Genomic DNA, 23,665 nt, shown 5'->3' on the forward strand with positions numbered 1-23,665 from the left:
GGCCTACTCGCCCTGGGGCGGCAGGGCCGCGATGTTCGGGTGATCGTGCGCGATGACGCCGACCTTCGCCGCGCCTCCGGGCGAGCCGACCTCGTCGAAGAACTCGACGTTCGCCTTGTAGTAGTCCTGCCACTCATCGGGCAGGTCGTCTTCGTAGTAGATCGCCTCGACGGGACACACCGGCTCGCAGGCGCCGCAGTCGACGCACTCGTCCGGGTGGATGTAGAGGGATCGCTCGCCTTCGTAGATGCAGTCGACGGGGCATTCGTCGATGCAGGCTCGGTCCTTCACATCGACACACGGGAGGGCGATCACATACGTCACCCCTCCAGTCTACTTCTCCGCCTCCGTGGCGACGGGCACCGTCCGGAACGACGGCCACGCGATGACGACGAGCACGATCGCGGCGATCAGGTACGTCCATATCTGCCCGGCGAGCGTGTTCTCGACGACGACGGATCCACCGGGCCCCCGGCCGGAGATCAGAAGCAGCATGCCCACCATCCCGAGACCGGCCGCGACGGCCGCACCGCGATCATGGGTGAGCACCCGGATGGCGATGAGGATCGCGGCGCACGCGATCGCTCCGACGATCATTCCGGTCGGGATCGGACCCCAGGTCTGGCTGTGCGCGATCGTTCCGGCGACACCGTAGACGCCGCCGACCAGGGCCGAGGCCACCCACGACAGAACTCTCGACAACCGACTCACCCGCACCCTCCGATCCTACGCGCGGTCAGGCCGCGAGTTCGAACAGGCGCAGCAGGGCGGCGGTGAGCGCCGCCGCGAACACCACGACGAGGAAGGACTGTCGCAGCCACAACAAGCCCGCAGCGACGAGCAGAGCGGGAACGCGCGCGTCGACGACGATCGCCTGACCGTCGCCCAGCGTCTGCACCGCGACGAGTGCCGCGAGCAGAGCGACGGTCAGCAGATCCGAGATGCGGGCGGGCCGCGGCGCCTCGAGCACCTTCGGCGGCACGAGGTATCCGACGGCCTTCAGGGACAGGCAGACGAGAGCGGCCAGCAGGATCGCACTCCACAGGGTCATGAGGCCTCCTCCCTCCCGGCATCCGCCGCGCCGAGGTCGGATGCCGGGTGCCCCAGCCAGTCGAACCACCCGACGAGTACGGCTACCACGGCCGCGACGAGCACCGGCAGACCGGGAAGGAGGAAGGGAGTGAGTGCCGCGGCGACGACGGCCGCGGCGATCCCGACCGCGATCGCCTGGCGTTTCTGGAGCCGCGGCCACAGCAGCGCCAGGAAGGCGGCTGCCGCCGCGGCGTCCAGACCCCAGTCCTTCGGATCCCCGAGAACGTTGCCGACGAGGGCACCGATGAGAGTGGTGATGTTCCAGCCGACGAAGATCCCGATGCCGGTCACCCAGAATCCGACCCGGCGCAGGCGTGGATCGTCCTGCGCGATCGCCACCGCCGTCGATTCGTCGATCGTGAAGTGGGCCGCGAGGGCACGGGTCGCGGGCGCCGCCCCGACGATCGGCGACATGCGCATGCCGTAGGCGACGTTGCGCACGCCGAGGAGGACGGCCGAGGCGATCGCCGAAGGGAGCGCCGCGAGACCGCCGGCGGCGAAGACCCCGACGAACGCGAACTGCGATCCTCCCGTGAACATGAGCAGGCTCAGCACGCAGGTCTGCGAGACATCGAGTCCGGCCGCGACGGCGAGGGCACCGAAAGAGATGCCGTAGGCGCTCGTCGCCAGCACGACGCCCAGGGCCTCGCGCCAGACCTCGCGCTCGGCGGTCACGACGCGACTCCCCGGGCGATCGTTCGCTGGAATGAACACATGATCATCATTCTGAACATCCCGGATCGGCTCGTCAAGCGAACGCACGTTTGGCATGATGAACGGATGGAGGATCTTCGCACCCGTATCGCCCGGACGCTGCGCCGGGAGCGCGAAGCCGCGACCCTCTCGGTCTCGGAGCTCGCCCGGCGCGCCGGGGTCTCGAAGGCCACCGTCTCGCAGCTCGAGAGCGGCGCCGGGAACCCGAGCGTTGAGACCCTCTGGGCGCTCGGCGTCGCGCTCGACGTGCCGTTCGCCGTCTTCGTCGACCCACCCCAGAGCGGGCCCACCCTCATCCGCCGCGAGGATCTCACCGGCATCCCCTCCTCGGCCGCCGCATACAGCGCCACACTACTGGCCGCCTCCCCGCCCGGCGCGCGGCGCGACCTGTACCTGATCTCCGCCGAACCCGGCGACGCACGGCGATCCGATCCGCACCACCCCGGAACGATCGAGCACGTGGTCCTGATCTCGGGGCAGGCCAGAGTCGGCCCCGCCGAGGCCGCCGCACTGCTGAACCCCGGCGACTACCTCACCTACCCGGGCGACGCTCCGCACGTCTTCGAAGCCACGGCCCCGGCGACGAGCGCCGTGCTCATCTCCGAGCTGCGCTGAGACTCAGTCCGACGCGACCGCCGGCGACGGGTCCGGGATCTCCTCCGGCTTGTAGCGGGGAAGGCGGGAGGCCGGGAGGATCGCCAATGCGCTGATCCCGGCGAGCACGAGCAGCCCCAGTCGCAGCGTCGACAGGCGGGATTCCTCGTTGACCGCCACGGCGGCGTCGACCTGGGCGGGCGTCGCGTCGGTGCGCTCGAGCACCGCACGCAGATCCTCGTTGCTCACGAAGTTCACGCTGTCGAGATCGACCTGCGCCACGAGCGCAGGCGGCAGCTCCGGGTGCTCGACGACCGCCCGCCCGACGCTCAGCCCCAGCAGCGAGACGAGCAGCGCACCTGCGACCGCCGTCCCCACCGCCGATGCAAGGTTCTGCGTCGTGCCCCGCAGCGACCCCACATCGCCGGCGAGCGACGACGGCGCCGAGGTGACGAGCACGTTGAAGACGAGGGTAACGAGCGCCCCCTGCCCGATCCCGAACACCACCAGACCGAGGATCGTCGGCAGGGTCTCCCAGTTGTTGTTCACGACGAACGAGAGCCAGACGAGGGCGCCGGTCGTGAGCAGGAACCCGAAGACCCCGATCACCCGCGGCGGGTAGCGCCGGTAGAACCGCACGACGAGCGTCGCGGTGATGAACACGGTGAGGTTGAAGGGCATCATGGCGATCGACGTGTCGAAGGGCGTCCGTCCCTGCACGATCTGGATGTACAGCGGGATCGTGAAGTTCACGCACGCTTCGAGCGCGACCACGATGAACATGGCGTACACCGCCGCACGCTCCTTCGAGGAGCGAAGGATGCCGAGGTCGATCAGCGGCACGCGCCCCTCGGCGATCCGCCGGCGCGTCCACAGGACGAACGCCTGCCCCAGCACGATGCCTGCGCCGATGAAGAGCGGCGCCGGGGAGAGACCCAGGATGTCGAACGGCGCGGCCTCCGTCGCCTCGATCGCGCCCCAGCCGTTGAGGTTGTTGAACCCGAGGGTGAGGAGCACGATCGCCGCACCGATGAGGAACGAGGCGACGAGGTCGATGCGGATACCGGGGTCGCCGCGGTCGCCGCGAAGCGTGAAGCTGAAGGCGAAGACGAGCACCGCGATACCGAGGACGATGAAGAACATGGGCCGCCACCCGACGAGCGTGCCGAGAGTGCCACCGATGAGGAACGCCGTGACGCCGGAGATCGCCCGCGCCGAACCGATCGCGCCGATCGCCGTGGCCTGCTGGGCGCCGCGGTAGTTCTCGGCGATGAGCGCGACGATCGAGGGCACGATGATGGCGGCCGCGGCACCGGCCACCGCCTGACCGGCGATCGCCCAGCCGATGCTCGGTGCGATCAGCATCAGCATCAGCACCGACGATGCCGCGAACAGCGCGATCACGACGCGGAAGATCAGCACCCATCCGACGCGCTGGCCGAGCTTCGCACCGGTCATCACGAGCGCGGCGACGGCCAGTCCGTACATGACGATGGTGGTGCTCGCGACCGTGGGCGGCACGCCGAACTCGCCCACCATGCCTCCGAGCGAGATGGGCAGGGCGGCGACGTTGAACGACATGAGCACCTGCGCCATGAACAGGCTGATCATGGGAAGCCACGACGACGTCGCGGCGACGGATGCGGTCTGCGGCACGGGCTCGGTCATCGGGACTCCTCGGGGGCGGGTGGAGCGGCGGGTGCGGATGCGAACAGATTGAGCCCCAGGGCCCGGGAGAGGTAGCCGATCGCCCGCTGCGAGCGGACGGAGTTGCCGGCGTCGTCGAGACGCGGCGAGAAGCCCGCGACCGCGCCCTTGCCGGGGGCGACCGCGACGATGCCTCCGGAGACACCGGATTTCGCCGGGAGTCCGATCTCGAACAGCCACTCGCCCGAGCGCTCGTACAGGCCGCTGGCGGCGACGACCGCGAGCGTGTCGCGGCACACGTCGGCCGACACCACCCGCTGCCCCGTGACCGGATTGACGCCGCCGTCGGCCAGCGTCGCCCCCATGACCGCGAGATCGTGCGCGGTCACCGTGAGCGCGCACTGGCGCGTGTAGACGTCGACGACCTCGTCGGGGTCGCCCTCGAGACGACCGTAACTCGCGAGCAGACGTCCGAGCGCACGGTTGCGGTCGTTGGTGCGCGCCTCGGACGCGTAGACGACGCCGTCGAGCCCGAGACCGCGGCCCGCGAACGCCGACAGCCCCTCGCGGACCCGCTCCCACTGCTCGGCGGACGTCTCCCCCGGCATGAGTGCGGTGGTGGCTATGGCGCCCGCGTTGACCATGGGGTTCAGGGGATGCCCGCCGTTCAGCTCGAGCGCCATGACCGAGTTGAAGGGCAGCCCGGTGTTGTTGACCCCGACGATCTCGCGGACGAGCTCGTGCCCATGTTCCTGGATGGCGAGGGCGTAGACGAACATCTTCGAGATCGACTGGATCGAGAACGGATGCTGCGCGTCGCCCGCGTCGTGCACTCCCCCGCCGACCTCGATGACGGCGAGCCCGAAGAGCTCGGGATCGACCTCGGCGAGGACGGGGATGTAGTCGGCGACGACTCCGTCGGAATCGTCGGCGAAGCGTGCGTGCGCGACGCCGACCAGTCGCTCGACGTCTCCCCAGCGGGGCAACGTTCCGGTCGAGACCTGCTGCGGGATGTCGTCCCACCCAGCCGTGTCCACGGGCTCTCCTCGCGCTCGACGACGCCCCAGCCGTCGATGGTCACGATAGCGCGGGAACGCCCCCGGCAGAAGAGGTCTACCGGGGGCGTTCTATGGGCGTCTGCGGGTTCAGTACCAGTTCATCGCCTGCGAGTGACCCCACGCGCTGCAGGGGGTGCCGTACACCGAAGAGATGTAGCCCAGCCCCCAGGCGATCTGCGTCGCGGCGTTGGTCTGCCAGTCGCTGCCCGCCGAAGCCATCTTGCCGCCGGGGAGGGCCTGCGGGATGCCGGTCGCACCGCTCGGGTTGTAGGCCTGGTAGTTCCAGCCCGACTCCTTCTGCCACAGCGAGCTCAGGCAGGAGAACTGGTCCTCGCCCCAGCCGTACCGGTCGGCCGCCATGGCTCGCGCGGTCGCCCTGGCGCCGTCGGGGGTGTTCGACGAGGCGAGTGCCGCGGCAGCCGCCTCAGCCTCGGCCTGGGCCTGTGCGGCCGCGGCCGCCGCCGCCTCGTCCGCCGCCTTCTTCTCCTGCGCCGCGGTGAAGGCCGACTGGAGCGCCGCAGTCTGCTCGATCACCTTCTCGGTGTTCTGCTGGGCGATGACCGTGGTGAGGGTGAGCTGGATGGCCGGAGCGGCCTTCCGACCGTCGAGGGTGTCGACGTTGCTCTGCAATTGCGCGGTCTCGACGGCGGGGACGACTCCGCTCAGGTCGAAGCCCGCGGCATCGATATCGGCGGAGAGCGCATTAGCGGCATCGATCGCGTCGGCCGCCGCGGTCGCGGTCGCGGCGACATCATCCGACGCCTCGACGGTCGCAGTACCGGGGGTCGCCGAGGGCGATGCGTCATCGGCATGGGCGGCAGCGGCGGCCGGGCCCGCGACGAGTCCGGCGGTCAGAGTGATGCCGAGCATCGCGCCGACGGCGGTGCCGAGGAGCAGCAGCGGTCGACGCGAGCGGACGGCGGAGTGGGCGTTGGCGGCCTCGAGGGCGCGCCGGGAAGCACGGGTGTTCTGAAGGTGAAGCAAAGAATCGACTTTCGGGTCGTCGCGCGCCCGGACCTGCGGACAGGGCGGCTCATCGGGAGCCGACTCATCGGACGCAAGTCATCGATTCTGTGTCATGTTTCTGGACGAAACCTCCGTGGAACCTGGATGGAATATAAGTCCCACCTGGACTTTTCATGAGAAGAGGGCCCGGGGCCGCATTCCTGCGGCCCGGGCCCTCTCGTCGGTCCTGTCCGGACTCAGGCGTTGGCGTCCTGACGCTTGAGACGAGCGGTCTCGCGCGCACGCGTGTTGGCATCGAGGTTCACCTTGCGGATACGCACGGCCTCCGGCGTGACCTCGACGCATTCGTCGTCACGCGCGAACTCCAGGCTCTCCTCGAGGGTCAGCTGACGCGGGGGCGTCATCGACTCGAACGAGTCGGAGCTCGCCGCACGCATGTTGGTGAGCTTCTTCTCCTTGGTGATGTTCACGTCCATGTCGTCGGCGCGAGAGTTCTCGCCGATGACCATGCCCTCGTAGACCTCGGCGGTCGGCTGCACGAAGAACGACATGCGCTCCTGCAGGGCGATCATCGCGAACGGAGTGACGACACCCTGACGGTCGGCGACGATCGAGCCGTTCTGACGGGTCGTGATGGATCCGGCCCAGGGCTCGTACCCGTGCGAGATCGCGTTCGCGATGCCGGTGCCGCGAGTCGTGGTGAGGAACTCGCTGCGGAAGCCGATCAGACCACGCGACGGGACGATGAACTCCATGCGCACCCAGCCGGTGCCGTGGTTGGTCATGTTCTCCATGCGCCCCTTGCGGTTCGCGAGGAGCTGGGTGATGGCACCGAGGTGCTCCTCCGGCGTGTCGATCGTGAGGTGCTCGAAGGGCTCGTAGGTCTTGCCGTCGATCTTCTTCGTGACCACCTGCGGCTTGCCGACCGTGAGTTCGAAGCCTTCGCGGCGCATGTTCTCGACGAGGATCGCGAGGGCGAGCTCACCACGGCCCTGAACCTCCCAGGCATCCGGGCGTCCGATGTCGACGACCTTGAGCGAGACGTTGCCGATGAGCTCCTTGTCGAGGCGGTCCTTGACCATGCGCGCCGTGAGCTTGTGCCCCTTGACCTTGCCCATCAGCGGCGAGGTGTTGGTACCGATCGTCATCGAGATGGCAGGGTCGTCGACCGTGATCGCCGGGAGCGGGCGCACGTCTTCGGGGTCGGCGATCGTCTCGCCGATCGTGATGTTCTCGAAGCCGGCGATCGCGACGATGTCGCCGGGGCCGGCCGACTCGGCCGGGTAGCGCTCGAGGGCGCGGGTCATCAGCAGCTCGGTGATGCGGGCGTTGCTGGTGGTTCCGTCGGCGCGCACCCAGGCGACCGTCTGGCCCTTCTTGATCGTGCCGTTGAAGACGCGCAGCAGCGCGAGGCGACCGAGGAACGGGCTGGAATCGAGGTTCGTGACCCAGGCCTGCAGCGGTGCCTCGTCGTCGTAGGACGGAGCCGGGACGTGCTCGAGGATGGCCTCGAAGAGCGGCTCGAGGTCGTCGTTGTCGGGCAGTGAACCGTCGGCGGGACGATTCTGCGACGCCGCACCCGCACGGCCCGACGCGTAGACGACCGGAACGTCGAGCAGTGCGTCGACGTCGAGGTCGGGCACGTCGTCAACGAGGTCGGAGGCGAGGCCCAGCAGCAGGTCGTGGGCCTCCTCCTCCACCTCCGCGATGCGGGCGTCGGGACGGTCGGTCTTGTTGACCAGCAGGATGACGGGGAGCTTGGCCTCGAGCGCCTTGCGCAGCACGAAGCGGGTCTGCGGAAGCGGGCCCTCGCTCGCGTCGACGAGCAGCACGACGCCGTCGACCATCGACAGGCCGCGCTCGACCTCACCACCGAAGTCGGCGTGACCCGGGGTGTCGATCACGTTGATCGTGATCTCCTTGCCGTCGGCGTGCTTGCCCTTGTAGGTGATCGCCGTGTTCTTGGCGAGGATCGTGATGCCCTTCTCGCGCTCGAGGTCGTTCGAGTCCATCGCGCGCTCTTCGACGTGCGAGTGCTCACCGAACGAGCCGGTCTGGCGGAGCATCGCGTCGACAAGAGTGGTCTTGCCGTGGTCGACGTGAGCGACGATGGCGACGTTGCGGAGGTCAGAGCGGAGGGCGTGAGCCATGCAGGAATCCTAAGAAGAGGAGTGGGAGGAGTCGGGAAACCGACGTTCCAGGATAACGCACGCGCAGGACCCCCGGCTGAACGGAGGCCGTACCATCGGAAAAGTGAGGCACGAACAGGCAGACCGACCGCTCCCGGACCCGACCTCCGAGCCCTCGGCGCGGCGGCTGTGGTGGGAGATCGCGATCGTCCTCGCCCTCGGTCTCGGCCAGTCGGCGATCTACGCGATCGTCCAGCTCGCCTACCGGCTCACCGACGACACTCCGCTCGCCGACCAGACCGCGACGCTGAATCCCTCGCGCAGCGACCGCGAGGTCTTCGACCTGATCTACCAGGTGCTGTCGATCGGCTTCTCGCTCGTGCCGGTGCTGCTCGTCTGCTTCCTGCTCTGGCAGCACCGCCGACCGCACCTCGCCCGTCTCGGTCTCGACGGCACACGCGTCGGCGTCGACATCGGCCGCGGTGCGCTCCTCGTGCTGGCGATCGGCGTCCCCGGCCTCGGCCTCTATGTCGCAGGCCGGGCGCTCGGGCTGTTCGTCGCCGTGAATCCGGGCGGGCTCGACGCCCACTGGTGGACGATCCCGATCCTGCTGATGGCCGCCGCGCGAGCGTCGTTGCAGGAGGAGTTCGTCGTGCTCGGCTATCTGTTCGCCCGCCTCAAGCAGCTCGGATGGTCGCCCTGGACCATCATCATCGCGACCTCGGTGCTGCGGGCGACCTATCACCTGTATCAGGGACCCGGCGCCTTCATCGGCAACCTCGCGATGGGGCTGCTGTTCGGCTGGCTGTTCCTCCGCACCGGACGCCTGTTGCCGTTCCTCGTCGCGCACTTCCTGATCGACGCGACGGTGTTCGTCGGCTACCCGTGGGCCGCGGCGACGTGGCCGACGCTCTTCGGCCTCCCGGGCTGATCGCCCGAGCGCCCGAGCGCCCGTGCGAGTTCGAACCCGGTTCAGCCGGCGTTCGCGATCAGCACGGCGCCGACCGCCCACAGCACGAGAGCACCGAGGGCGAGGAGAGCGCGGGCGTCCCACTCGCGTCGGATCGGAGCATCCGCGCCGGTCGCCGCCTCCCAGCGGTCGCGGATCTCGGTGAGATCGCGGATGCCGGCCGGGGCCTTGGATGCTGCACCCTCGGCTGCTTCCCGACGCGAGGGACGTGCACGGGCAGGTCCGCCGTATGCGCTGACGCGAGAGCCGTCGTCGAGAGAGAACTCGAGCTGCCAGCGGAAGTCGACGTCACGGACGTGGGCCCAGCCGAACGACGTGCGCCGGAGCATGTTCTGCACGACCACACCGGCATCGTCGACCCGCACCATCGACACGAAGCTCAGTTCGTAGACGACCCACATGCCCAGCAGCACCCAGGGCGCCACCAGGAGCATCTGCGTCCAGCTGCCCCGCACGACCGTGTCGCCGAGCAGGAAGAGCGCGAGCGCGCCCGAGATCACGAGCACGGCCGTGCCCGAGGACGCGCGGAAGACCCGCGCGCCCTCGGGCCGATCGGCAGCGGTCACGCGCCGCTTCCGCCGAGCGGGATGGACGCACCCGGAATCGCCTGGAGCAGACGATCCGTGTACTCCTGCTGCGGATTGGCGAAGATCTCGTCGACGGTACCCTGCTCGACGATCTTGCCCTTCTCCATGACGCACACCAGGTCGCTCGACACGCGCACGACCGCGAGGTCGTGGGTGATGAACAGGTAGGTCAGGCCGAGTTCCGACTGCAGCTCCGCCAGGAGCTGCAGCACCTGGTCCTGCACGAGCACGTCGAGGGCCGAGACGGCCTCGTCGAGCACGATGATGTCGGGCTTGAGCGCGAGCGCGCGGGCGATCGCGACGCGCTGCCGCTGACCGCCCGAGAGCTCGTTCGGGTAGCGCGTCGCCAGGACCCGCGGAAGGGCGACCTGGTCGAGCAGCTCCTCGACGCGCTCACGGTGCGACGCACGATCGCCGACGCCGTGGATCTGCAGCGGCTCGGCGATCGTGTTGCCGATGTTGCGCAGCGGGTCGAGTGAGCCGTACGGGTCCTGGAACACGGGCTGCATGCGACGCCGCAGACCGAACGCCTGCGCGTTCGACAGCTTCGACACGTCCTGCCCGTCGATCTCGATGGTTCCCGCGGTGGGCTCCTCGAGCTTGAGCACCATCTTCGCGACGGTCGACTTTCCCGAACCGGACTCGCCGACCAGCGCCAGCGTCTTGCCCTTGGGGATCTCGAACGACACGCCGTCGACCGCACGGAAGGCTTCACTGCGGAAGCCGCCCTGGCGGATCTTGTAGTCCTTCGTGAGCCCCGCCACGCGCACCGTCGGCGGGATGTCGGCGAGGTCGTCGAGGGTCTCGATCCCTCGATCCTCCACGACCGCCTGGATGCGCTGCGAGGCGACGCTGGGTGCCGCCGCGACGAGCCGCTTGGTGTACGGGTGCTGCGGGTCCTCGAGGATCTGCCGGCTGGGGCCCGCCTCGACGATGTTGCCGCCGTTCATCACGATGATCTTGTCTGCGCGCTCGGCCGCGAGACCGAGGTCGTGCGTGATCAGCAGCACCGAGGTGCCCTTGTCGCGCGTCAGCGAAGCCATGTGATCGAGGATCACGCGCTGCACCGTCACGTCGAGGGCCGAGGTCGGCTCGTCGGCGATCAGGAGCTTCGGATCGGCGGCGAGGCCGATGCCGATCAGCGCGCGCTGCCGCATACCGCCCGAGAACTGGTGCGGGAACTGATGCAGACGACGCTCGGCGTCGGCGAGACCCGCCTGCTGCAGCACCTCGATCGCGCGAGCCTTGACGGCCTGGCGACCCTGGGCGATGCCGTTGGCGCGGATCGCCTCCTTCACCTGGAAGCCGATGCTCCACACCGGGTTGAGGTTCGACATCGGGTCTTGCGGCACGAATCCGATGTCCCGACCGCGCACGCTCTCGATGGCGGTGCGACTCAGAGTGGTGAGCTCGCGCCCCTCGAGGGTGATCGATCCGCCGGTGACCGTGCCGGTACCGGGCAGCAGATTGACGATCGCCGTGGCGGTCGTGGACTTGCCGGAACCCGACTCCCCCACGATCGCGACGGTCTCGCCGGGGAAGACGTCGAAGCTGATGCCGTGGAGCACTTCGCGCAGACCCTCTTGGGTGCGGAAGGCGACCTTGAGGTCGCGGATGCTCAGCAGGGGCGCCTGATCGGTGATGCGCTCGCTCATCGGCGTGCCCTCGCCTTCGGGTCGAGGGCGTCTCGGATGAGCTCACCCAGGGTCACGAACGCGAGCACCGCGAGGGTCAGCGCGATCGACGGATAGATGAGCGCCATCGGGGCGACGCGCAGCGACGCTTGAGCATCACTGATGTCGTTACCCCACGACATCACGTCGCTGCCGAGGCCGACGCCGAGGAACGACAGCGTGGCTTCCGCCACGATCGCCGCGGCGAGGCCGAGGGTCGACACGACGAGCAGCGGGGCGATCGCGTTCGGGATGACGTGGTTGAGCATCGTCTTGAACTTCGACTGGCCGAGCGCCTCCGAGGCCACGACGAAGTCCGCCTGACGCACGCGCAGCACTTCGGCGCGCACCACGCGCGCCGTCGACGCCCACGCGAATCCGCCAATGGCGAGAGCCAGCGTCCAGACGGACCGCGAGTCGCGGAACACCGTCATCACGACGACGGCCGCGAGGATGTACGGGATCGCGAAGAAGATGTCGCCGATGCGCGACAGCAGACCGTCGAGCCATCCGCCGTAGAAACCGGCGAGTGCCCCCATGATCAGGCCGAGGAACGAGGAGATCACCGTGGCGATGAGACCGACGGCGAGCGACGTCTGCGCGCCCCAGGCGATGCGGGCGTAGATGTCGCACCCCTGGAACGTGTAGCCGAGCGGGTGTCCGGCAGCCGGGCCGGCGTTGCTGTTCGACAGGTCGCAGGAGTCGGGTGGGGTAGCCGTGAACAGCGTCGGCCACACCGCCATCAACAGGAAGACGAGCGCGAGCACGACCGAGAACCAGAACAGCGGACGACGGCGCAGGTCGCGCCACGCGTCGCGCCACAGGTTGCTGGGCTTGTCGGAGATGCGGACCGCGTCGACCGCGATCGACTCGGTCTCGACCGGAGCGACGTAGTGCTTCTGGGTCGTGGGGTCAGGCATAGCGGATCCTCGGGTCGAGCAGACCGTAGAGCAGGTCGATGAGCAGGTTCACCAGGACGTACAGGATGACGAACACCGTGACGAACGAGACCACGGTCGGTCCCTCACCGCGCTGGATGGCCTGGAACAGGGTGTTTCCGACGCCGGGCACGTTGAAGATGCCCTCGGTGACGGTCGCGCCGACGAGCAGCACGCCGAAGTTGGTGGCGGAGTTCGTGATCACGGGGATCAGCGAGTTGCGCAGCACGTGCACGGGGATCACGCGACCGCGCGAAAGACCCTTGCTGTACGCGGTGCGCACCCAGTCCTGGTTGAGGGTGTCGATGACGGAGCTGCGCATCAGACGCATGCTCACGGCGTAGAGGCTGAATCCGAGCACGATGGCGGGGAGCCAGAGACCGCCCCAGTCGTTGTCGGCGCCGACGGTCGGCTTGAACCACCCGAGCTTGATCGCGAGGAAGTACTGCGCGAGGAACGCCACGACGAAGATCGGGATCGCGATCGCGACGAGGGCGACCATGAGCGACACGTTGTCGAAGATCTTGCCCTTGCGCAGTGCCGAGACGGTGCCGATGATGATCGCGAGCACGAACTCGATTCCGATCGCCATGACCGCGAGGCGACCGGTGACCGGGAGCGTCGCGGCGAGCACGGCGGAGACCGGTCGACCCGAGAACGTGTTGCCGAGGTCGCCCTGGAACACACCGGTGATGTAGTACCAGTACTGCACGATGAACGGATCGTTCAGGTGGTACTGCTCGCGCAGCTGCTCGACGACCGCCGGGTTGGGGGTCTTGTCACCGAACAGGGCGAGGATCGGGTCGCCGGGCATGGCGAACACCAGGAAGTAGATGAGCAGGGTGGCCCCGAAGAAGACGGGGATCACCTGCAGGAGACGTCTCAGGATGTAACCGAGCATCCGCTGTCCCTTCTGAAGGGGGGAGTAAGAGAACCGTGCGAACACAAGCCTGTGAGGCGGTGACGAAAATCGTCACCGCCTCACAGGTGAAGTGCCGTTAGATCTTACTCGCCGGCCTTCGTGATCTCGTAGTACAGCGGGACGGAGTTCCAGCCGAACGTGACGTTGTCGACGTTCTCGCTGAATCCACCGGTCACGTTGGAGTACCACAGCGGGATGGCGGGGAGGTCCTCGAAGAGAACCTCCTGAGCCTTGGTGAAGTCCTCGATCTGCGCGTCGGCGTCGGGGTTGCTGATGCCGGCCGAGATGAGCTCGTCGAACGCGGGGTTCGAGTAGTCACCGTCGTTCGAGCCTGCGCCGGTGGCGTAGAGCGGTCCGAGGAAGTTGTACAGACCCGGGTAGTCCGCCTGCCAGCCCGAACGCGCAGCCGTGGTGATGGTGCGGTCGTTGATCTTCGTGCGAAGGTCCTGGAAGGTGGGGTACGGGTCGCCCGAGGCGCTGATGCCGAGGTTGTTCTTGATCTGGTTGCTCACCGCGTCGACCCAGGCGTCGTGCCCGCCGTCGGCGTTGTAAGCGATCTTGAAGTCACCCTCCCACGGCGAGATAGCGTCGGCCTCGGCCCACAGCTCCTTCGCCTTCTCGGGGTCGAAGTCGAGAACCTCGCTGCCGGGGACCGAGTCCGACCAGCCGGCGATGACCGGCGAGGTGAAGTCGGCGGCCGGGGTGCGCGAGCCCGAGAAGATGGTCTCGGTGATCTCTTCGCGGTTGATCGCCATCGACAGCGCCTGACGACGCAGCTTGCCCTCTTCACCCGAGAAGTGCGGGAGGAACTGGCCGATGGTGAACGACTGGAACACGGCCGAAGGCTGGTTCACGGCGCGGTCGCCGAGCTCGTCGGTGAAGACGGCCAGCGAGTTCGTCGGGATCGCGTCGATGACGTCGACCTCGTTCGAGAGCAGGTCGGCGTACGCCGCTTCCTGCGTCGCGTAGAACTTGATCGTCAGACCGCCGTTCTTCGCCTGACGGCCGCCCTCGTAGTCGTCGTTGCGGACGAGGTCGATCTGGACGTCGTGCTGCCACGCGTCGTCGCCGTCGATCTTGTACGGGCCGTTGCCGATCGGGTTCTGACCGAATGCGTCCATGTCCTCGAAGGCCACGTCCGGGAGCGGGTAGAACGCCGAGTAGCCGAGACGCAGAGCGAAGTCGGATGCCGGCTTGTTCAGCGCGATCGTGAAGGTGTAGTCGTCGACCTGCTCCAGACCCGTGAGCTCGGAGTCCTCGTCGTAGCTGAAGCCCTCGATGTCCTCGAAGAAGTAGCTCGACAGGTGGCCGTTGGAGAGCTTGGCGCCCTCGTTCCACGCCTTGATGAAGTTGTCGGCGGTGACCTCTTCACCGTCGGTGAAGGTGAGGCCTTCCTTGATCTTGACCGTGAGGTGCTGCGGGTCCTCGGTCGTGATCTCCTCGGCGACGTCGTTGACGGGCTCGCCGTCGGCGTCGTAGTAGATGAGCCCTGCGAAGATCTCGTCGAGGATCTTTCCGCCGCCGACCTCGTTGGTGTTGGTCGGGATCAGCGGGTTCTCCGGCTCCGAGCCGTTCGTGGTGATGATGGCGTCCGGGTTCGCCTCGCCCGACGCGCTGCCGCCGTCGGAGTCGTTTCCACCACCGCTCGCGCAGCCCGCGAGCGCCAGGGCGCCGATCGCGAACAGCGCGGTGCCCGCAAGGGCGATCTTGTTGCGCTTCACTATGTGTCCTCCTAGGACGTGTACTTCTGACTGCGCGCTCATCGTCGAGCACGTAGGGATATTTCAGAGTATCCCGGCATCCGGCGCCCGACGCGCCCGGATAATCAACCGTTACTGAGTGGTGACCATCCGAAACATCGCCGAAACACACGGCAACACGCCGTAAAACTTCCGACGGCACCGTCTCCGGGAGGAAACGGTGCCGTCGACGTGTTATCGGGTCAGGCGAACGCCTCGATCGGCGGGCAGGCGCAGACGAGATTCCGGTCTCCGTACGCCTGGTCGATGCGGCGCACCGGCGGCCAGTACTTGCCGGTGATCAGCGCATGCACCGGATAGGCGGCCTCCTCGCGGGTGTACGCGTGCGTCCACTCCCCCGCGATCAGCGACACGGCCGTGTGCGGTGCGTGCACGAGCGGGTTGTCGTCGGCCGGCCAGCGACCCGCCGCGACGGCATCCGCCTCCGCCTTGATCTGGATCATCGCCTCGATGAACCGCTCGATCTCGCCCAGGTCCTCCGACTCCGTCGGCTCGACCATCAGGGTCCCGGCGACCGGGAACGACATGGTCGGCGCGTGGAAGCCGTAGTCGATCAGGCGCTTCGCGACGTCGTCGACGGTGATGCCCGTCTTCTCCTTCAACGGGCGCAGATCGAGGATGCACTCGTGGGCGACGCGACCGTTCTCCCCCGTGTAGAGCACCGGGTAGTGCTCGCCCAGGCGAGCGGCGATGTAGTTCGCCGACAGCACGGCCGCGGCGGTCGCACGCCGCAGGCCCGCACCGCCCATCATCCGCACGTACGCCCACGAGATCGGGAGCACGCCCGCTGAGCCGTAGGGGGCGCCCGAGACGACGCCGCCGGCGAAGACGTGGCCTCCCGCGTGCTCCGCGCGCTGCGCGAGGGGATGCGAGGGCAGGTAGGGGGCGAGATGCGCCTTGGCCGCGACCGGGCCGACACCCGGTCCGCCCCCGCCGTGCGGGATCGCGAAGGTCTTGTGCAGGTTGAGGTGCGAGACGTCGCCGCCGAGGTCGCCGAAACGGGCGTAGCCGAGCAGCGCATTCAGGTTCGCACCGTCGACGTACACCTGACCGCCCGCATCGTGCACGGCGGACGTGATCTCGACCACGTCGTGCTCGTACACGCCGTGGGTCGACGGGTAGGTGATCATCAGCGCCGAGAGCTGCTCGGCATGCACCTGGATCTTCGCCCGCAGGTCGTCGAGGTCGACGTTGCCGAGCTCGTCGCACGCGACGACGACGACCTTCATCCCGGCGAGCACGGCGGACGCGGCGTTCGTTCCGTGCGCCGACGACGGGATCAGGCACACGGTGCGCTGCTCGTCGCCGTTCGCGAGGTGGAAGCCGCGGATCGCCAGGAGCCCCGCGAGTTCGCCCTGCGAGCCGGCGTTCGGCTGCAGCGACACCGCGTCATACCCGGTGACCTCGGCCAGCCAGGCCTCGAGCTGATCGATCAGCTCGAGGTAGCCGGCGACGTCGGATGCCGGGGCGAACGGGTGGATGCCCGCGAACTCGGGCCACGTGATCGCCGCCATCTCGGTGGCCGCGTTGAGCTTCATCGTGCACGAGCCCAGCGGGATCATGCCGCGGTCGAGCGCGTAGTCGCGGTCGGCGAGGCTCTTGAGGTAGCGCATCATCGCCGTCTCACTGCGGTGCGCGTGGAAGACGGGGTGCGTGAGGAACTCCTCCTGACGCACCAGGCCGTCGGGCAGGGCGTCCTGACCTGCGACGAAGGCGAAGGCGCGCTCGGCGCGGCCGCCGAAGACGCGGGCGACCTGCAGCAGTTCGTCGACGGTCGTGGTCTCGTCGACCGAGATGCCCACGGTGTCGGCGTCAGCCGCATGCAACAGGATGCCGAAGCCGTGGTGAGCCTGCTCGACGTACTCGGCCGCGCGCCCGGGGACGCGCACCTGCACCGTGTCGAAGAACGCGTCGTGAACGACGTCGGCTCCGTCCTCGACGAGCCAGGAGCGCAGCAGCCCGGCCTTGTCGGCGACGCTCCGGGCGATCGCCGTCAGCCCGTCGGGCCCGTGATAGACGGCGTACATCGACGCCATGACCGCGAGCAGCACCTGCGCGGTGCAGATGTTCGAAGTCGCCTTCTCGCGGCGGATGTGCTGCTCGCGCGTCTGCAGCGACAGGCGGTACGCGGGCTTGCCGTCGGCGTCGACCGACACACCCACGAGGCGGCCGGGGAGCTGACGCTCGAGACCGGCGCGCACCGCCATGTACCCGGCGTGCGGGCCGCCGAAGCCCATGGGCACGCCGAAACGCTGGGTCGTGCCGACCGCGACGTCGGCGCCGAGGGCGCCCGGCGAGGTGAGGAGGGTCAGCGCGAGCAGGTCGGCCGCGACGACCGCCAGACCACCGGCGAGGTGCGCCGCGTCGATCACGGCGGACGGATCCCACACGCGGCCGGAGGCACCGGGGTACTGGACGAAGACGCCGAACAGTTCGGCCGGCAGCTGCTCGCCTGCGGCGAAGTCCACCGTGACGAGCCGGATGCCGACGGCATCCGCCCGGTTCTCGAGGAGCGCGCGCGTCTGCGGGAGCGCATCGGCGTCGACGGCGAACACATCGGTCTTCGCCTTCGACGCGCGGCGTGCGAGGAGCATGCCCTCGGCGACGGCGGTGGACTCGTCGAGCATCGACGCGTTGGCGGTCGAGAGCCCCGTGAGGTCGGCCACCATCGTCTGGAAGTTGATGAGCGCCTCGAGGCGGCCCTGCGAGATCTCGGGCTGGTAGGGCGTGTAGGCCGTGTACCACGAGGGGTTCTCGAGCACGTTGCGCTGGATCACCTGCGGGGTGATCGTGCCGTAGTACCCGAGGCCGATCATCGGTCGATTCACCGTGTTGCGCGCGGCGAGCGAGCGCAGTTCCGCGAGCGCCTCGGTCTCACTGGCGGCGGCGGGGATGCTGCTGCCCGCGAGCGCGGAGTCCGACGGTGCGGCCGTGAAGATCGACGACGGCACCGCGTCGGTCATCAGCGCTTCGAGAGGCCCCTCGGGGTCGGCGTCCGGCCCGATGCCGAGCGCATCGAGCATCCGACGCTGCGCGTCGGCCGTGGGTCCGATATGACGATCGGCGAAAGTGACCACGTGCGGATCAGCCCTCCGTGAGTGCGACGTAGGCGTCGCGGTCGAGCAGTCCGTCGGGCGTGCCACCCGCGACGGACACCTTGATGAGCCATCCGCCCGCGAAGGGCTCGGCGTTGACGAGCGAGGGGTCGTCGACGACCGCGTCGTTGACCTCGACGACGGTGCCGGTCACGGGCGCGTACAGCTCGCCCACCGACTTGGTCGACTCGATCTCGCCGACGACGGTGCCCGCGGCGACCTCGGTGCCCACGGCGGGCAGCTCGACGAAGACCACGTCACCGAGCTTGTCGGCGGCGTAGTCGGTGATGCCGACGGTGAGGGTGTCGCCGTCGGCGGCGATCCACTCGTGCTCCTCGGTGTAGTGCAGGGTGCTGAGATCGGTCATTTCGTCCTCCGGTAGAAAGGCAGAGCGGTCACGGTCGCGGGGATCCTCGTCCCCCGCACATCCAGGAATACTGCGGTTCCCTCTTCCGCGGAAGTAGGGGTCACGTAGGCCATCGCGATCGGATGGCCGAGGGTGGGGCTGAGCGCACCGCTGGTGATCTCACCGAGCGGGGCGCCGTCGGCGTCCACGACGCCGTAACCGGCGCGGCCGGCGCGCTTGCCCTCGGCGACGAGACCCACGAGCACGGGGGCGTCGGCGGCGGCGTCCGCAGCGTCCTTGCCGACGAAGCTCGGCTTGTCGGCGGCGACCACGCGGCCGAGCCCCGCCTGCGCGGGGGTGGTCCCGGTCGTCAGCTCGTGCCCGTAGAGCGGCATGCCCGCCTCGAGGCGCAGGGTGTCGCGAGCGGCGAGTCCGGCCGGCACGAGACCGTGCGGCTCGCCGGCGATGAGGAGCGCGTCCCACAGCGCCGCCGCGTCGTCGGCGCGGACGAGGAGCTCGAAGCCGTCCTCGCCGGTGTAGCCGGTGCGCGCGATGAGCAGGTGCTCGCCGAGGAACGTCGCCTCGGCCCAGGCATAGTACTTCTGCTCGCTCCAGGGCGTGCTGAGCGCGTCGATACCCTGCGTATCGGCGAGGATCGCCTGCGCCGCCGGACCCTGCACCGCGATCAGGGCGAAGGCATCGGAGACGTCTTCGACGTCGACGCCCCGGTCGCCCAGGAATCCGGCGAAGCTGCGCTCCTCGCCCTCGGCGCGCTGCTGCTGCCGCTCGATGATCGAGGGGAACGAGCGCACGCGCGACGCGAAGGCGGAGTCGACGAAGCCCCGGTTGCCGGCGTTCGCGATCACCAGGAACCGGTCGTCGGCGATGCGGTAGGCGATGACGTCGTCGATGATCCCGCCGTCGGCGGCCAGGATCAGCGAGTACTTCGCCTTGCCGACGGGCATCGCCGAGATGCGACCGGCGAGTGCGTAGTCGAGGAACTCCCCCGCATACGGCCCGGTGACGAGGAACTCCGCCATGTGCGAGATGTCGAAGATGCCGGCCGACTGCCGCACCGCGTGGTGCTCGGCGAGATCGGAGGTGTAGCGCACCGGCATCTGCCAGCCGCCGAAGTCGGTGAACGACGCACCGAGCGCCTCGTGGCGCTCGCGGAGCGGGGTGTAACGGGGATCGGACATGGAGTTCTCCCGGTTGCAGACGGGCGGAACGACGACATCGCCGTCCCTCGGAACTCCCCCTCTGTCATGGGCCTGAGAGTTTCGCCCGCGCTGGCGCAGGGCTTTCACCGTCGGCGGATCCCCCGACGGGCGGGATCGCTTTTCAGAGTGGCCGGAACCGCGCGGTACGCGTACCTGAGAGATTGGCGGGGAGGCTTGCTCCTTCGGTGCCCGGCTGCGTTCGCCGGGGCTCTCCCGCGGGGGTCATTCGGCCCGTGTTCGATTGTGCGCCCAGTCTAGCGGGTCTCCGCCGCGAGCTCCCGCCTGACCTCGTCGCGCAGCCGTCCCAGATTCTCGGGCTCCGGCGCGGCGCCCAGCAGCGTCTTCGTATAGGCGTGCTGCGGATTCAGGATGACCTCGTCGGCCGGCCCGCGCTCGACCACGTCGCCCTTGTAGAGCACCATGATCTCGTCGGAGAAGTGCCGGGCCGTCGCGAGATCGTGCGTGATGTAGAGCACGCCGAGGTCGTCTTCGCGCTGCAGATCCGCGAGCAGGTTGAGCACCCCGAGACGGATCGACACGTCGAGCATCGACACCGGTTCGTCGGCGACGATGAAGCGCGCGCCGGGGGCGAGGGCACGCGCGATCGCGACGCGCTGGCGTTGACCGCCCGAGAGCTCGTGCGGCTTGCGATCGGCGAAGCCCGTCGCAGGCGACAGCCGCACGCGGTCCAGAAGCTCCAGAGCGCGCTCGTGCACCTGCGCGCCGCTCAGCTCCGGGTGGTGGATGCGCAGCGGTCGCTCGAGGTGGTGCACGATCGAGTGGAAAGGGTTCAACGAGGCGAACGGGTCCTGGAACACCATCTGCACGTCCGAGCGATAGCGGGCGAGCCCCGGTCCCCGTATGCCGGTCTCGGATCCGTCGAGCAGGATCTGCCCGCTCGTCGGGGTCTCGAGTTTCATGAGCATGCGTGCGATCGTGGACTTGCCCGAGCCGGACTCCCCCACGAGCGCGATCGTCTTTCCCGCCGCGAGCGTGAAGGAGACGTCCTTCACCGCGTGCAGGATGCTGGTTCTGAAGCCCGACCGCAGGGAGAAGTCCTTCGTGAGGTGCCGCGCCTCGAGCGTGCGCGTCGTCGCGCCGGCATCCGTGTGAGCGCTCATCGCACCTGCTCCTGACTCTCGTGCATTCCGGTGCGGACGAAGTCCCCGCGCTCTCCGCGCAGACTGGGGAAGCTCGACAGCAACCGCTTCGTGTACTCGTGCTGCGGAGAGCGGTAGATCTCCTCGGCGGTGCCCTGCTCCACGATCTCGCCCTGCAGCATCACGGCGATGCGGTCGGAGATCTCGATCAGCATCGGCAGATCGTGGGTGATGAAGATCACCGCGAAGCCGAGCTTCTCGCGCAGCCGCATGATCTCGCGGATGATGCCGCGCTGCACCACCACGTCGAGCGCCGTGGTGGGCTCGTCCATGATCATGACCTGCGGGTCGAGGGCGAGGGCCATCGCGATCATCATGCGCTGGCGCATGCCGCCCGAGAGCTCGTGCGGGAAGCTCGTCAGCCGCGTGGGATCGACGCCCACCAGCTCCAGCAGCTCCTCGGCGCGAGCCTTCTTCGCCGCGCGCGTCATACCGGGGCGATGCGTGTCGAAGATGTCGTAGATCTGGGCGCGGACGTCGATGACGGGGTTCAACGAGTTCATCGCGCCCTGGAAGACCATCGAGATCTTGTCCCAGCGGAAGGCCCGCAGCCCGTCGTCGCGCAGGCCGACGATGTCGATGTCCGATCCGTCGCGGTCGTGGAAGACGATCTCCCCGCTCGTCATGAGCGCCGGTGCCTTGAGCAGCCGGTTCATGCCGTAGGCGAGCGTCGTCTTGCCGCACCCCGACTCCCCCGCGAGACCGAGGATCTCGCCGCGGTGCAGGGTCAGCGAGACGTTGCGCACGGCCTTGACCGGCGGGTCGACCTCGTACTCGATCGAGACGTCGCGGGCGGTGAGGACGGCGTCGCTCATGCCGCGACCCCCTTCGTCTTGGCTGCCCGGCGGACCCGTCGCGCGGCATCCGGCGCGTTGCGCAGCTTCGGGTTGATGATCTCGTCGATGGCGAAGTTGATCAGTGCGAGTCCCGCTCCGAGGAGCGCGATCATCACGCCCGGCGGCACGAACCACCACCAGGCTCCGCGTCCGAGCGCCTGTCCGGACTGTGCGTCGTTGAGGATCGTGCCCCACGTGATCGAGGAGTTCGGGCCGAGCCCCAGGTACGACAGACCCGCCTCGCCGAGGATCGCGAAGATGATCGCGAAGAGGAACTGCGCGGTCAGCAGCGGCAGGAGGTTGGGCATGATCTCGACGAGGATCACGCGGAACGACCGCTCACCGGCCACCTTCGCGGCCGACACGTAGTCGCGGGTGCGGAGGGAGCGCGTCTGCAGCCGCAGCACGTACGCGGCACCCGCCCACGACGTGATGCCGAGCACGAAGGCCACCAGTTGCCAACTGCGCTGCGGCACGAACGACGCGATCACCATCACGAGCGGCAGGCCGGGGATGACGATCATCACGTTCGTGATGAGGGCGAGCCCGTCTTCGCGCCACCCGCCGAGGTACCCGGCGAGCACGCCGAAGAGCAGCGACAGCACGATCGCGATGCCCCCGGCGGTGACGCCGACGAGCAGCGATCCCTGCGCGCCGATCGCGAGCTGCGCGAGCATGTCGTTGCCGAGCTTGGTCGTGCCCAGCCAGTGCTCGGCCGAGGGCGGCTGCAGGGCCGCGTTGTCGGTGCTCCGCGGGTTCTGCGTGAAGAACGGCGCGATGATCGCGAACAGCGCGATCGCGAGCACGAGCACGAGGCCGGTCACGAACTTCGCCGAGCGGGTGGGCAGCAGGCCGCGCCCCCGCTTCGGACGACCGGTCGCGGTGGCGAGGGTCATGGTGGTGGCCGGCTCGTCGGTCGGCTGCTCTTTGACGATCTGCATCGGGGTGAGCTTGGTGTCAGACATTCTGGCGAGCCCTCGGGTCGATGAATCCGTAGATGAGATCCATGAAGAAGTTGGCGGCGAGCACGGTGATCGTGATGACGAGGAAGAGTCCCTGCATCAGCGCGTAGTCGTTGTTGGTGACGGCCTGGAACATGAGCTTGCCGATGCCCGGGTAGGTGAAGACCTGCTCCATGACGATGGACCCGGCGACCACGAACCCGAGGGTGATCGAGAAGCCCGCGATCGACGGGATGGCCGCGTTGCGCGCGGCGTAGGTGGTGAGGATGCGCCGGGGACGCAGCCCCTTGGCCTCGGCGGTGAGGACGTAGTCCTCGGCGAGGGTCGAGACCATCATGTTGCGCATGCCGAACAGCCATCCGCCCACCGAGCTGATCACGATCGTGACCGCCGGGAGGATGGCGTGCGAGACGGCGTTCGTGAAGAACGCCCATGTCGGCTCCGGGCCGTCCGGGAAGTCGAAGACGTCGTAGCCGCCGAAGATCGGGAACCAGCCGAGGCCGACCGCGAACACGGCGACGAGGATGAGCGCCATCCAGAAATACGGGATCGACTGCAGCACGGTCGTGGCGGGGATCAGGTGATCGACCCACGTGCCGCGCTTCCACCCCGCCCACGCGCCGAGCACGACGCCGAGGATGAACGAGATCACGGTCGCGGTGCCGACGAGGATCAGCGTCCACGGCAGCGCCTGCCCGATGAGCTCGGTCACGGGGGTCGGGAACTTCGTCACCGAGACGCCCAGGTCGCCCTGGAACATCCGCCCCCAGTAAGAGAGGTACTGCTCCCACAGCGACGAGTCGTCACCTCCGAGGAGGAGCTTGATGTTGCGGATGGTCGTCTCCGAGACGTCACCGCCCGCGCGTTGCATCTTGGCGATCATGATGTCGGCGGGATTGCCCGGCATCATGCGGGGAAGCAGGAAGTTGATGGAGATCGCGGCCCACAGCGTGAAGGCGTAGAACCCGATCCGTCGTGCATAGAACTTCATGTGTG

22 protein-coding genes and 1 riboswitch are annotated in these 23,665 nt (G+C 68.4%); of the genes, 2 read left to right on the plus strand and 20 right to left on the minus strand.

Annotated elements, in window-relative coordinates; translation table 11 throughout:
* Positions 1–3: 3 nt before the first annotated feature.
* Genes fdxA through ACIPVN_RS04785 form a run of 4 tightly spaced genes read right to left on the minus strand, consistent with a single transcriptional unit; the run spans position 4 to position 1,767 of the window.
* Positions 4–324, minus strand: a complete 321-nt coding sequence (fdxA, locus tag ACIPVN_RS04770; RefSeq protein ID WP_400440160.1) for a ferredoxin — start codon at positions 322–324, stop codon at positions 4–6.
* A 9-nt stretch (positions 325–333) separates the two neighbouring features.
* Positions 334–681: a histidinol dehydrogenase gene (locus ACIPVN_RS04775; protein WP_400440162.1), complete on the minus strand. Its 348-nt coding sequence runs from the start codon at positions 679–681 to the stop codon at positions 334–336.
* A 55-nt stretch (positions 682–736) separates the two neighbouring features.
* A complete protein-coding gene (locus tag ACIPVN_RS04780; RefSeq protein WP_400440164.1) occupies positions 737–1,051 on the minus strand; it encodes an AzlD domain-containing protein in 315 nt (104 codons plus the stop codon).
* Positions 1,048–1,767 carry an AzlC family ABC transporter permease gene (locus ACIPVN_RS04785; RefSeq protein ID WP_400440167.1) on the minus strand — a complete coding sequence of 240 codons (720 nt, stop codon included), beginning with the start codon at positions 1,765–1,767 and terminating at the stop codon, positions 1,048–1,050. The genes ACIPVN_RS04780 and ACIPVN_RS04785 overlap by 4 nt, the downstream gene beginning before the upstream one ends.
* A 105-nt stretch (positions 1,768–1,872) precedes the next feature.
* Between ACIPVN_RS04785 and ACIPVN_RS04790 the strand changes: the two genes are divergently transcribed.
* The gene (locus ACIPVN_RS04790; protein WP_400440170.1) at positions 1,873–2,421 is read left to right on the plus strand and encodes a helix-turn-helix domain-containing protein; all 549 of its coding nucleotides are present in this window, start codon (positions 1,873–1,875) and stop codon (positions 2,419–2,421) included.
* Between the two features lie 3 nt (positions 2,422–2,424).
* On the opposite strand, the gene ACIPVN_RS04795 is transcribed toward ACIPVN_RS04790, so the two are convergent.
* The 4 genes from ACIPVN_RS04795 to typA form a co-directional block, all read right to left on the minus strand.
* Positions 2,425–4,068: an MFS transporter gene (locus tag ACIPVN_RS04795; RefSeq protein ID WP_400440173.1), complete on the minus strand. Its 1,644-nt coding sequence runs from the start codon at positions 4,066–4,068 to the stop codon at positions 2,425–2,427.
* Entirely contained in the window at positions 4,065–5,084 is a 1,020-nt protein-coding gene (gene glsA / locus ACIPVN_RS04800; RefSeq protein WP_400440175.1) for a glutaminase A, read from the minus strand. Before glsA ends, ACIPVN_RS04795 begins: the two co-directional genes overlap by 4 nt.
* Before the next feature lie 108 nt (positions 5,085–5,192).
* Positions 5,193–6,089 (minus strand): phospholipase, encoded by an 897-nt coding sequence (locus ACIPVN_RS04805; protein WP_400440177.1) that lies wholly within the window; start codon positions 6,087–6,089, stop codon positions 5,193–5,195.
* A gap of 218 nt (positions 6,090–6,307) precedes the next feature.
* Positions 6,308–8,221 (minus strand): translational GTPase TypA, encoded by a 1,914-nt coding sequence (typA, locus tag ACIPVN_RS04810; protein WP_400440180.1) that lies wholly within the window; start codon positions 8,219–8,221, stop codon positions 6,308–6,310.
* 103 nt (positions 8,222–8,324) lie between these two features.
* Here typA and ACIPVN_RS04815 point away from each other — a divergent pair, with 103 nt between their 5' ends.
* Positions 8,325–9,131, plus strand: a complete 807-nt coding sequence (locus ACIPVN_RS04815; RefSeq protein WP_400440183.1) for a CPBP family intramembrane glutamic endopeptidase — start codon at positions 8,325–8,327, stop codon at positions 9,129–9,131.
* A gap of 41 nt (positions 9,132–9,172) precedes the next feature.
* Here the strand turns inward: ACIPVN_RS04815 and ACIPVN_RS04820 are convergent, their stop codons facing one another.
* The 12 genes from ACIPVN_RS04820 to ACIPVN_RS04875 all read right to left on the minus strand — a co-directional run bounded on the left by ACIPVN_RS04820 (position 9,173) and on the right by ACIPVN_RS04875 (position 23,660).
* Positions 9,173–9,736, minus strand: a complete 564-nt coding sequence (locus tag ACIPVN_RS04820) for a PH domain-containing protein (RefSeq protein WP_400440185.1) — start codon at positions 9,734–9,736, stop codon at positions 9,173–9,175.
* Positions 9,733–11,412 carry a dipeptide ABC transporter ATP-binding protein gene (locus ACIPVN_RS04825; RefSeq protein WP_400440187.1) on the minus strand — a complete coding sequence of 560 codons (1,680 nt, stop codon included), beginning with the start codon at positions 11,410–11,412 and terminating at the stop codon, positions 9,733–9,735. The genes ACIPVN_RS04820 and ACIPVN_RS04825 overlap by 4 nt, the downstream gene beginning before the upstream one ends.
* On the minus strand, positions 11,409–12,350 hold the full coding sequence (locus ACIPVN_RS04830) for an ABC transporter permease (protein ID WP_400440190.1): 942 nt from the start codon (positions 12,348–12,350) through the stop codon (positions 11,409–11,411). The genes ACIPVN_RS04825 and ACIPVN_RS04830 overlap by 4 nt, the downstream gene beginning before the upstream one ends.
* On the minus strand, positions 12,343–13,269 hold the full coding sequence (locus ACIPVN_RS04835) for an ABC transporter permease (RefSeq protein ID WP_400440193.1): 927 nt from the start codon (positions 13,267–13,269) through the stop codon (positions 12,343–12,345). The genes ACIPVN_RS04830 and ACIPVN_RS04835 overlap by 8 nt, the downstream gene beginning before the upstream one ends.
* A 104-nt stretch (positions 13,270–13,373) precedes the next feature.
* Positions 13,374–15,011 (minus strand): ABC transporter substrate-binding protein, encoded by a 1,638-nt coding sequence (locus tag ACIPVN_RS04840; protein WP_400440196.1) that lies wholly within the window; start codon positions 15,009–15,011, stop codon positions 13,374–13,376.
* Between the two features lie 221 nt (positions 15,012–15,232).
* Positions 15,233–18,073, minus strand: coding sequence for an aminomethyl-transferring glycine dehydrogenase (gcvP, locus tag ACIPVN_RS04845; RefSeq protein ID WP_400443303.1), 2,841 nt, complete (start codon positions 18,071–18,073; stop codon positions 15,233–15,235).
* A gap of 61 nt (positions 18,074–18,134) precedes the next feature.
* A complete protein-coding gene (gene gcvH, locus ACIPVN_RS04850) occupies positions 18,135–18,512 on the minus strand; it encodes a glycine cleavage system protein GcvH (RefSeq protein WP_400440198.1) in 378 nt (125 codons plus the stop codon).
* A complete protein-coding gene (locus ACIPVN_RS04855) occupies positions 18,509–19,690 on the minus strand; it encodes a glycine cleavage system aminomethyltransferase GcvT (protein ID WP_400440200.1) in 1,182 nt (393 codons plus the stop codon). Before ACIPVN_RS04855 ends, gcvH begins: the two co-directional genes overlap by 4 nt.
* A 152-nt stretch (positions 19,691–19,842) precedes the next feature.
* A riboswitch (glycine riboswitch) is annotated at positions 19,843–19,937 on the minus strand.
* Positions 19,938–19,965: 28 nt separating this feature from the next.
* The gene (locus ACIPVN_RS04860) at positions 19,966–20,832 is read right to left on the minus strand and encodes an ABC transporter ATP-binding protein (RefSeq protein ID WP_400440202.1); all 867 of its coding nucleotides are present in this window, start codon (positions 20,830–20,832) and stop codon (positions 19,966–19,968) included.
* Entirely contained in the window at positions 20,829–21,686 is an 858-nt protein-coding gene (locus ACIPVN_RS04865; protein WP_400440205.1) for an ABC transporter ATP-binding protein, read from the minus strand. Before ACIPVN_RS04865 ends, ACIPVN_RS04860 begins: the two co-directional genes overlap by 4 nt.
* Positions 21,683–22,672 (minus strand): ABC transporter permease, encoded by a 990-nt coding sequence (locus ACIPVN_RS04870; RefSeq protein ID WP_400440208.1) that lies wholly within the window; start codon positions 22,670–22,672, stop codon positions 21,683–21,685. Before ACIPVN_RS04870 ends, ACIPVN_RS04865 begins: the two co-directional genes overlap by 4 nt.
* Positions 22,665–23,660 carry an ABC transporter permease gene (locus ACIPVN_RS04875; protein ID WP_247622971.1) on the minus strand — a complete coding sequence of 332 codons (996 nt, stop codon included), beginning with the start codon at positions 23,658–23,660 and terminating at the stop codon, positions 22,665–22,667. The genes ACIPVN_RS04870 and ACIPVN_RS04875 overlap by 8 nt, the downstream gene beginning before the upstream one ends.
* Positions 23,661–23,665 lie beyond the last annotated feature (5 nt).

It is taken from the genome of Microbacterium sp. NPDC090003 (assembly GCF_044748385.1).
GTDB lineage: Bacteria > Actinomycetota > Actinomycetes > Actinomycetales > Microbacteriaceae > Microbacterium.

Coding starts and splice junctions, on each gene's coding strand:
- ACIPVN_RS04780 (WP_400440164.1), bottom strand. CDS start 1,051: ATGACCCTGTGGAGTGCGATCCTGCTGGCCGCTCTCGTCTGCCTGTCC.
- ACIPVN_RS04790 (WP_400440170.1), top strand. CDS start 1,873: ATGGAGGATCTTCGCACCCGTATCGCCCGGACGCTGCGCCGGGAGCGC.
- ACIPVN_RS04795 (WP_400440173.1), bottom strand. CDS start 4,068: ATGACCGAGCCCGTGCCGCAGACCGCATCCGTCGCCGCGACGTCGTCG.
- typA (WP_400440180.1), bottom strand. CDS start 8,221: ATGGCTCACGCCCTCCGCTCTGACCTCCGCAACGTCGCCATCGTCGCT.
- ACIPVN_RS04825 (WP_400440187.1), bottom strand. CDS start 11,412: ATGAGCGAGCGCATCACCGATCAGGCGCCCCTGCTGAGCATCCGCGAC.
- ACIPVN_RS04830 (WP_400440190.1), bottom strand. CDS start 12,350: ATGCCTGACCCCACGACCCAGAAGCACTACGTCGCTCCGGTCGAGACC.
- ACIPVN_RS04835 (WP_400440193.1), bottom strand. CDS start 13,269: ATGCTCGGTTACATCCTGAGACGTCTCCTGCAGGTGATCCCCGTCTTC.
- gcvP (WP_400443303.1), bottom strand. CDS start 18,073: ATGCTCGATGCGCTCGGCATCGGGCCGGACGCCGACCCCGAGGGGCCT.
- gcvH (WP_400440198.1), bottom strand. CDS start 18,512: ATGACCGATCTCAGCACCCTGCACTACACCGAGGAGCACGAGTGGATC.
- ACIPVN_RS04855 (WP_400440200.1), bottom strand. CDS start 19,690: ATGTCCGATCCCCGTTACACCCCGCTCCGCGAGCGCCACGAGGCGCTC.
- ACIPVN_RS04860 (WP_400440202.1), bottom strand. CDS start 20,832: ATGAGCGCTCACACGGATGCCGGCGCGACGACGCGCACGCTCGAGGCG.
- ACIPVN_RS04865 (WP_400440205.1), bottom strand. CDS start 21,686: ATGAGCGACGCCGTCCTCACCGCCCGCGACGTCTCGATCGAGTACGAG.
- ACIPVN_RS04870 (WP_400440208.1), bottom strand. CDS start 22,672: ATGTCTGACACCAAGCTCACCCCGATGCAGATCGTCAAAGAGCAGCCG.
- ACIPVN_RS04875 (WP_247622971.1), bottom strand. CDS start 23,660: ATGAAGTTCTATGCACGACGGATCGGGTTCTACGCCTTCACGCTGTGG.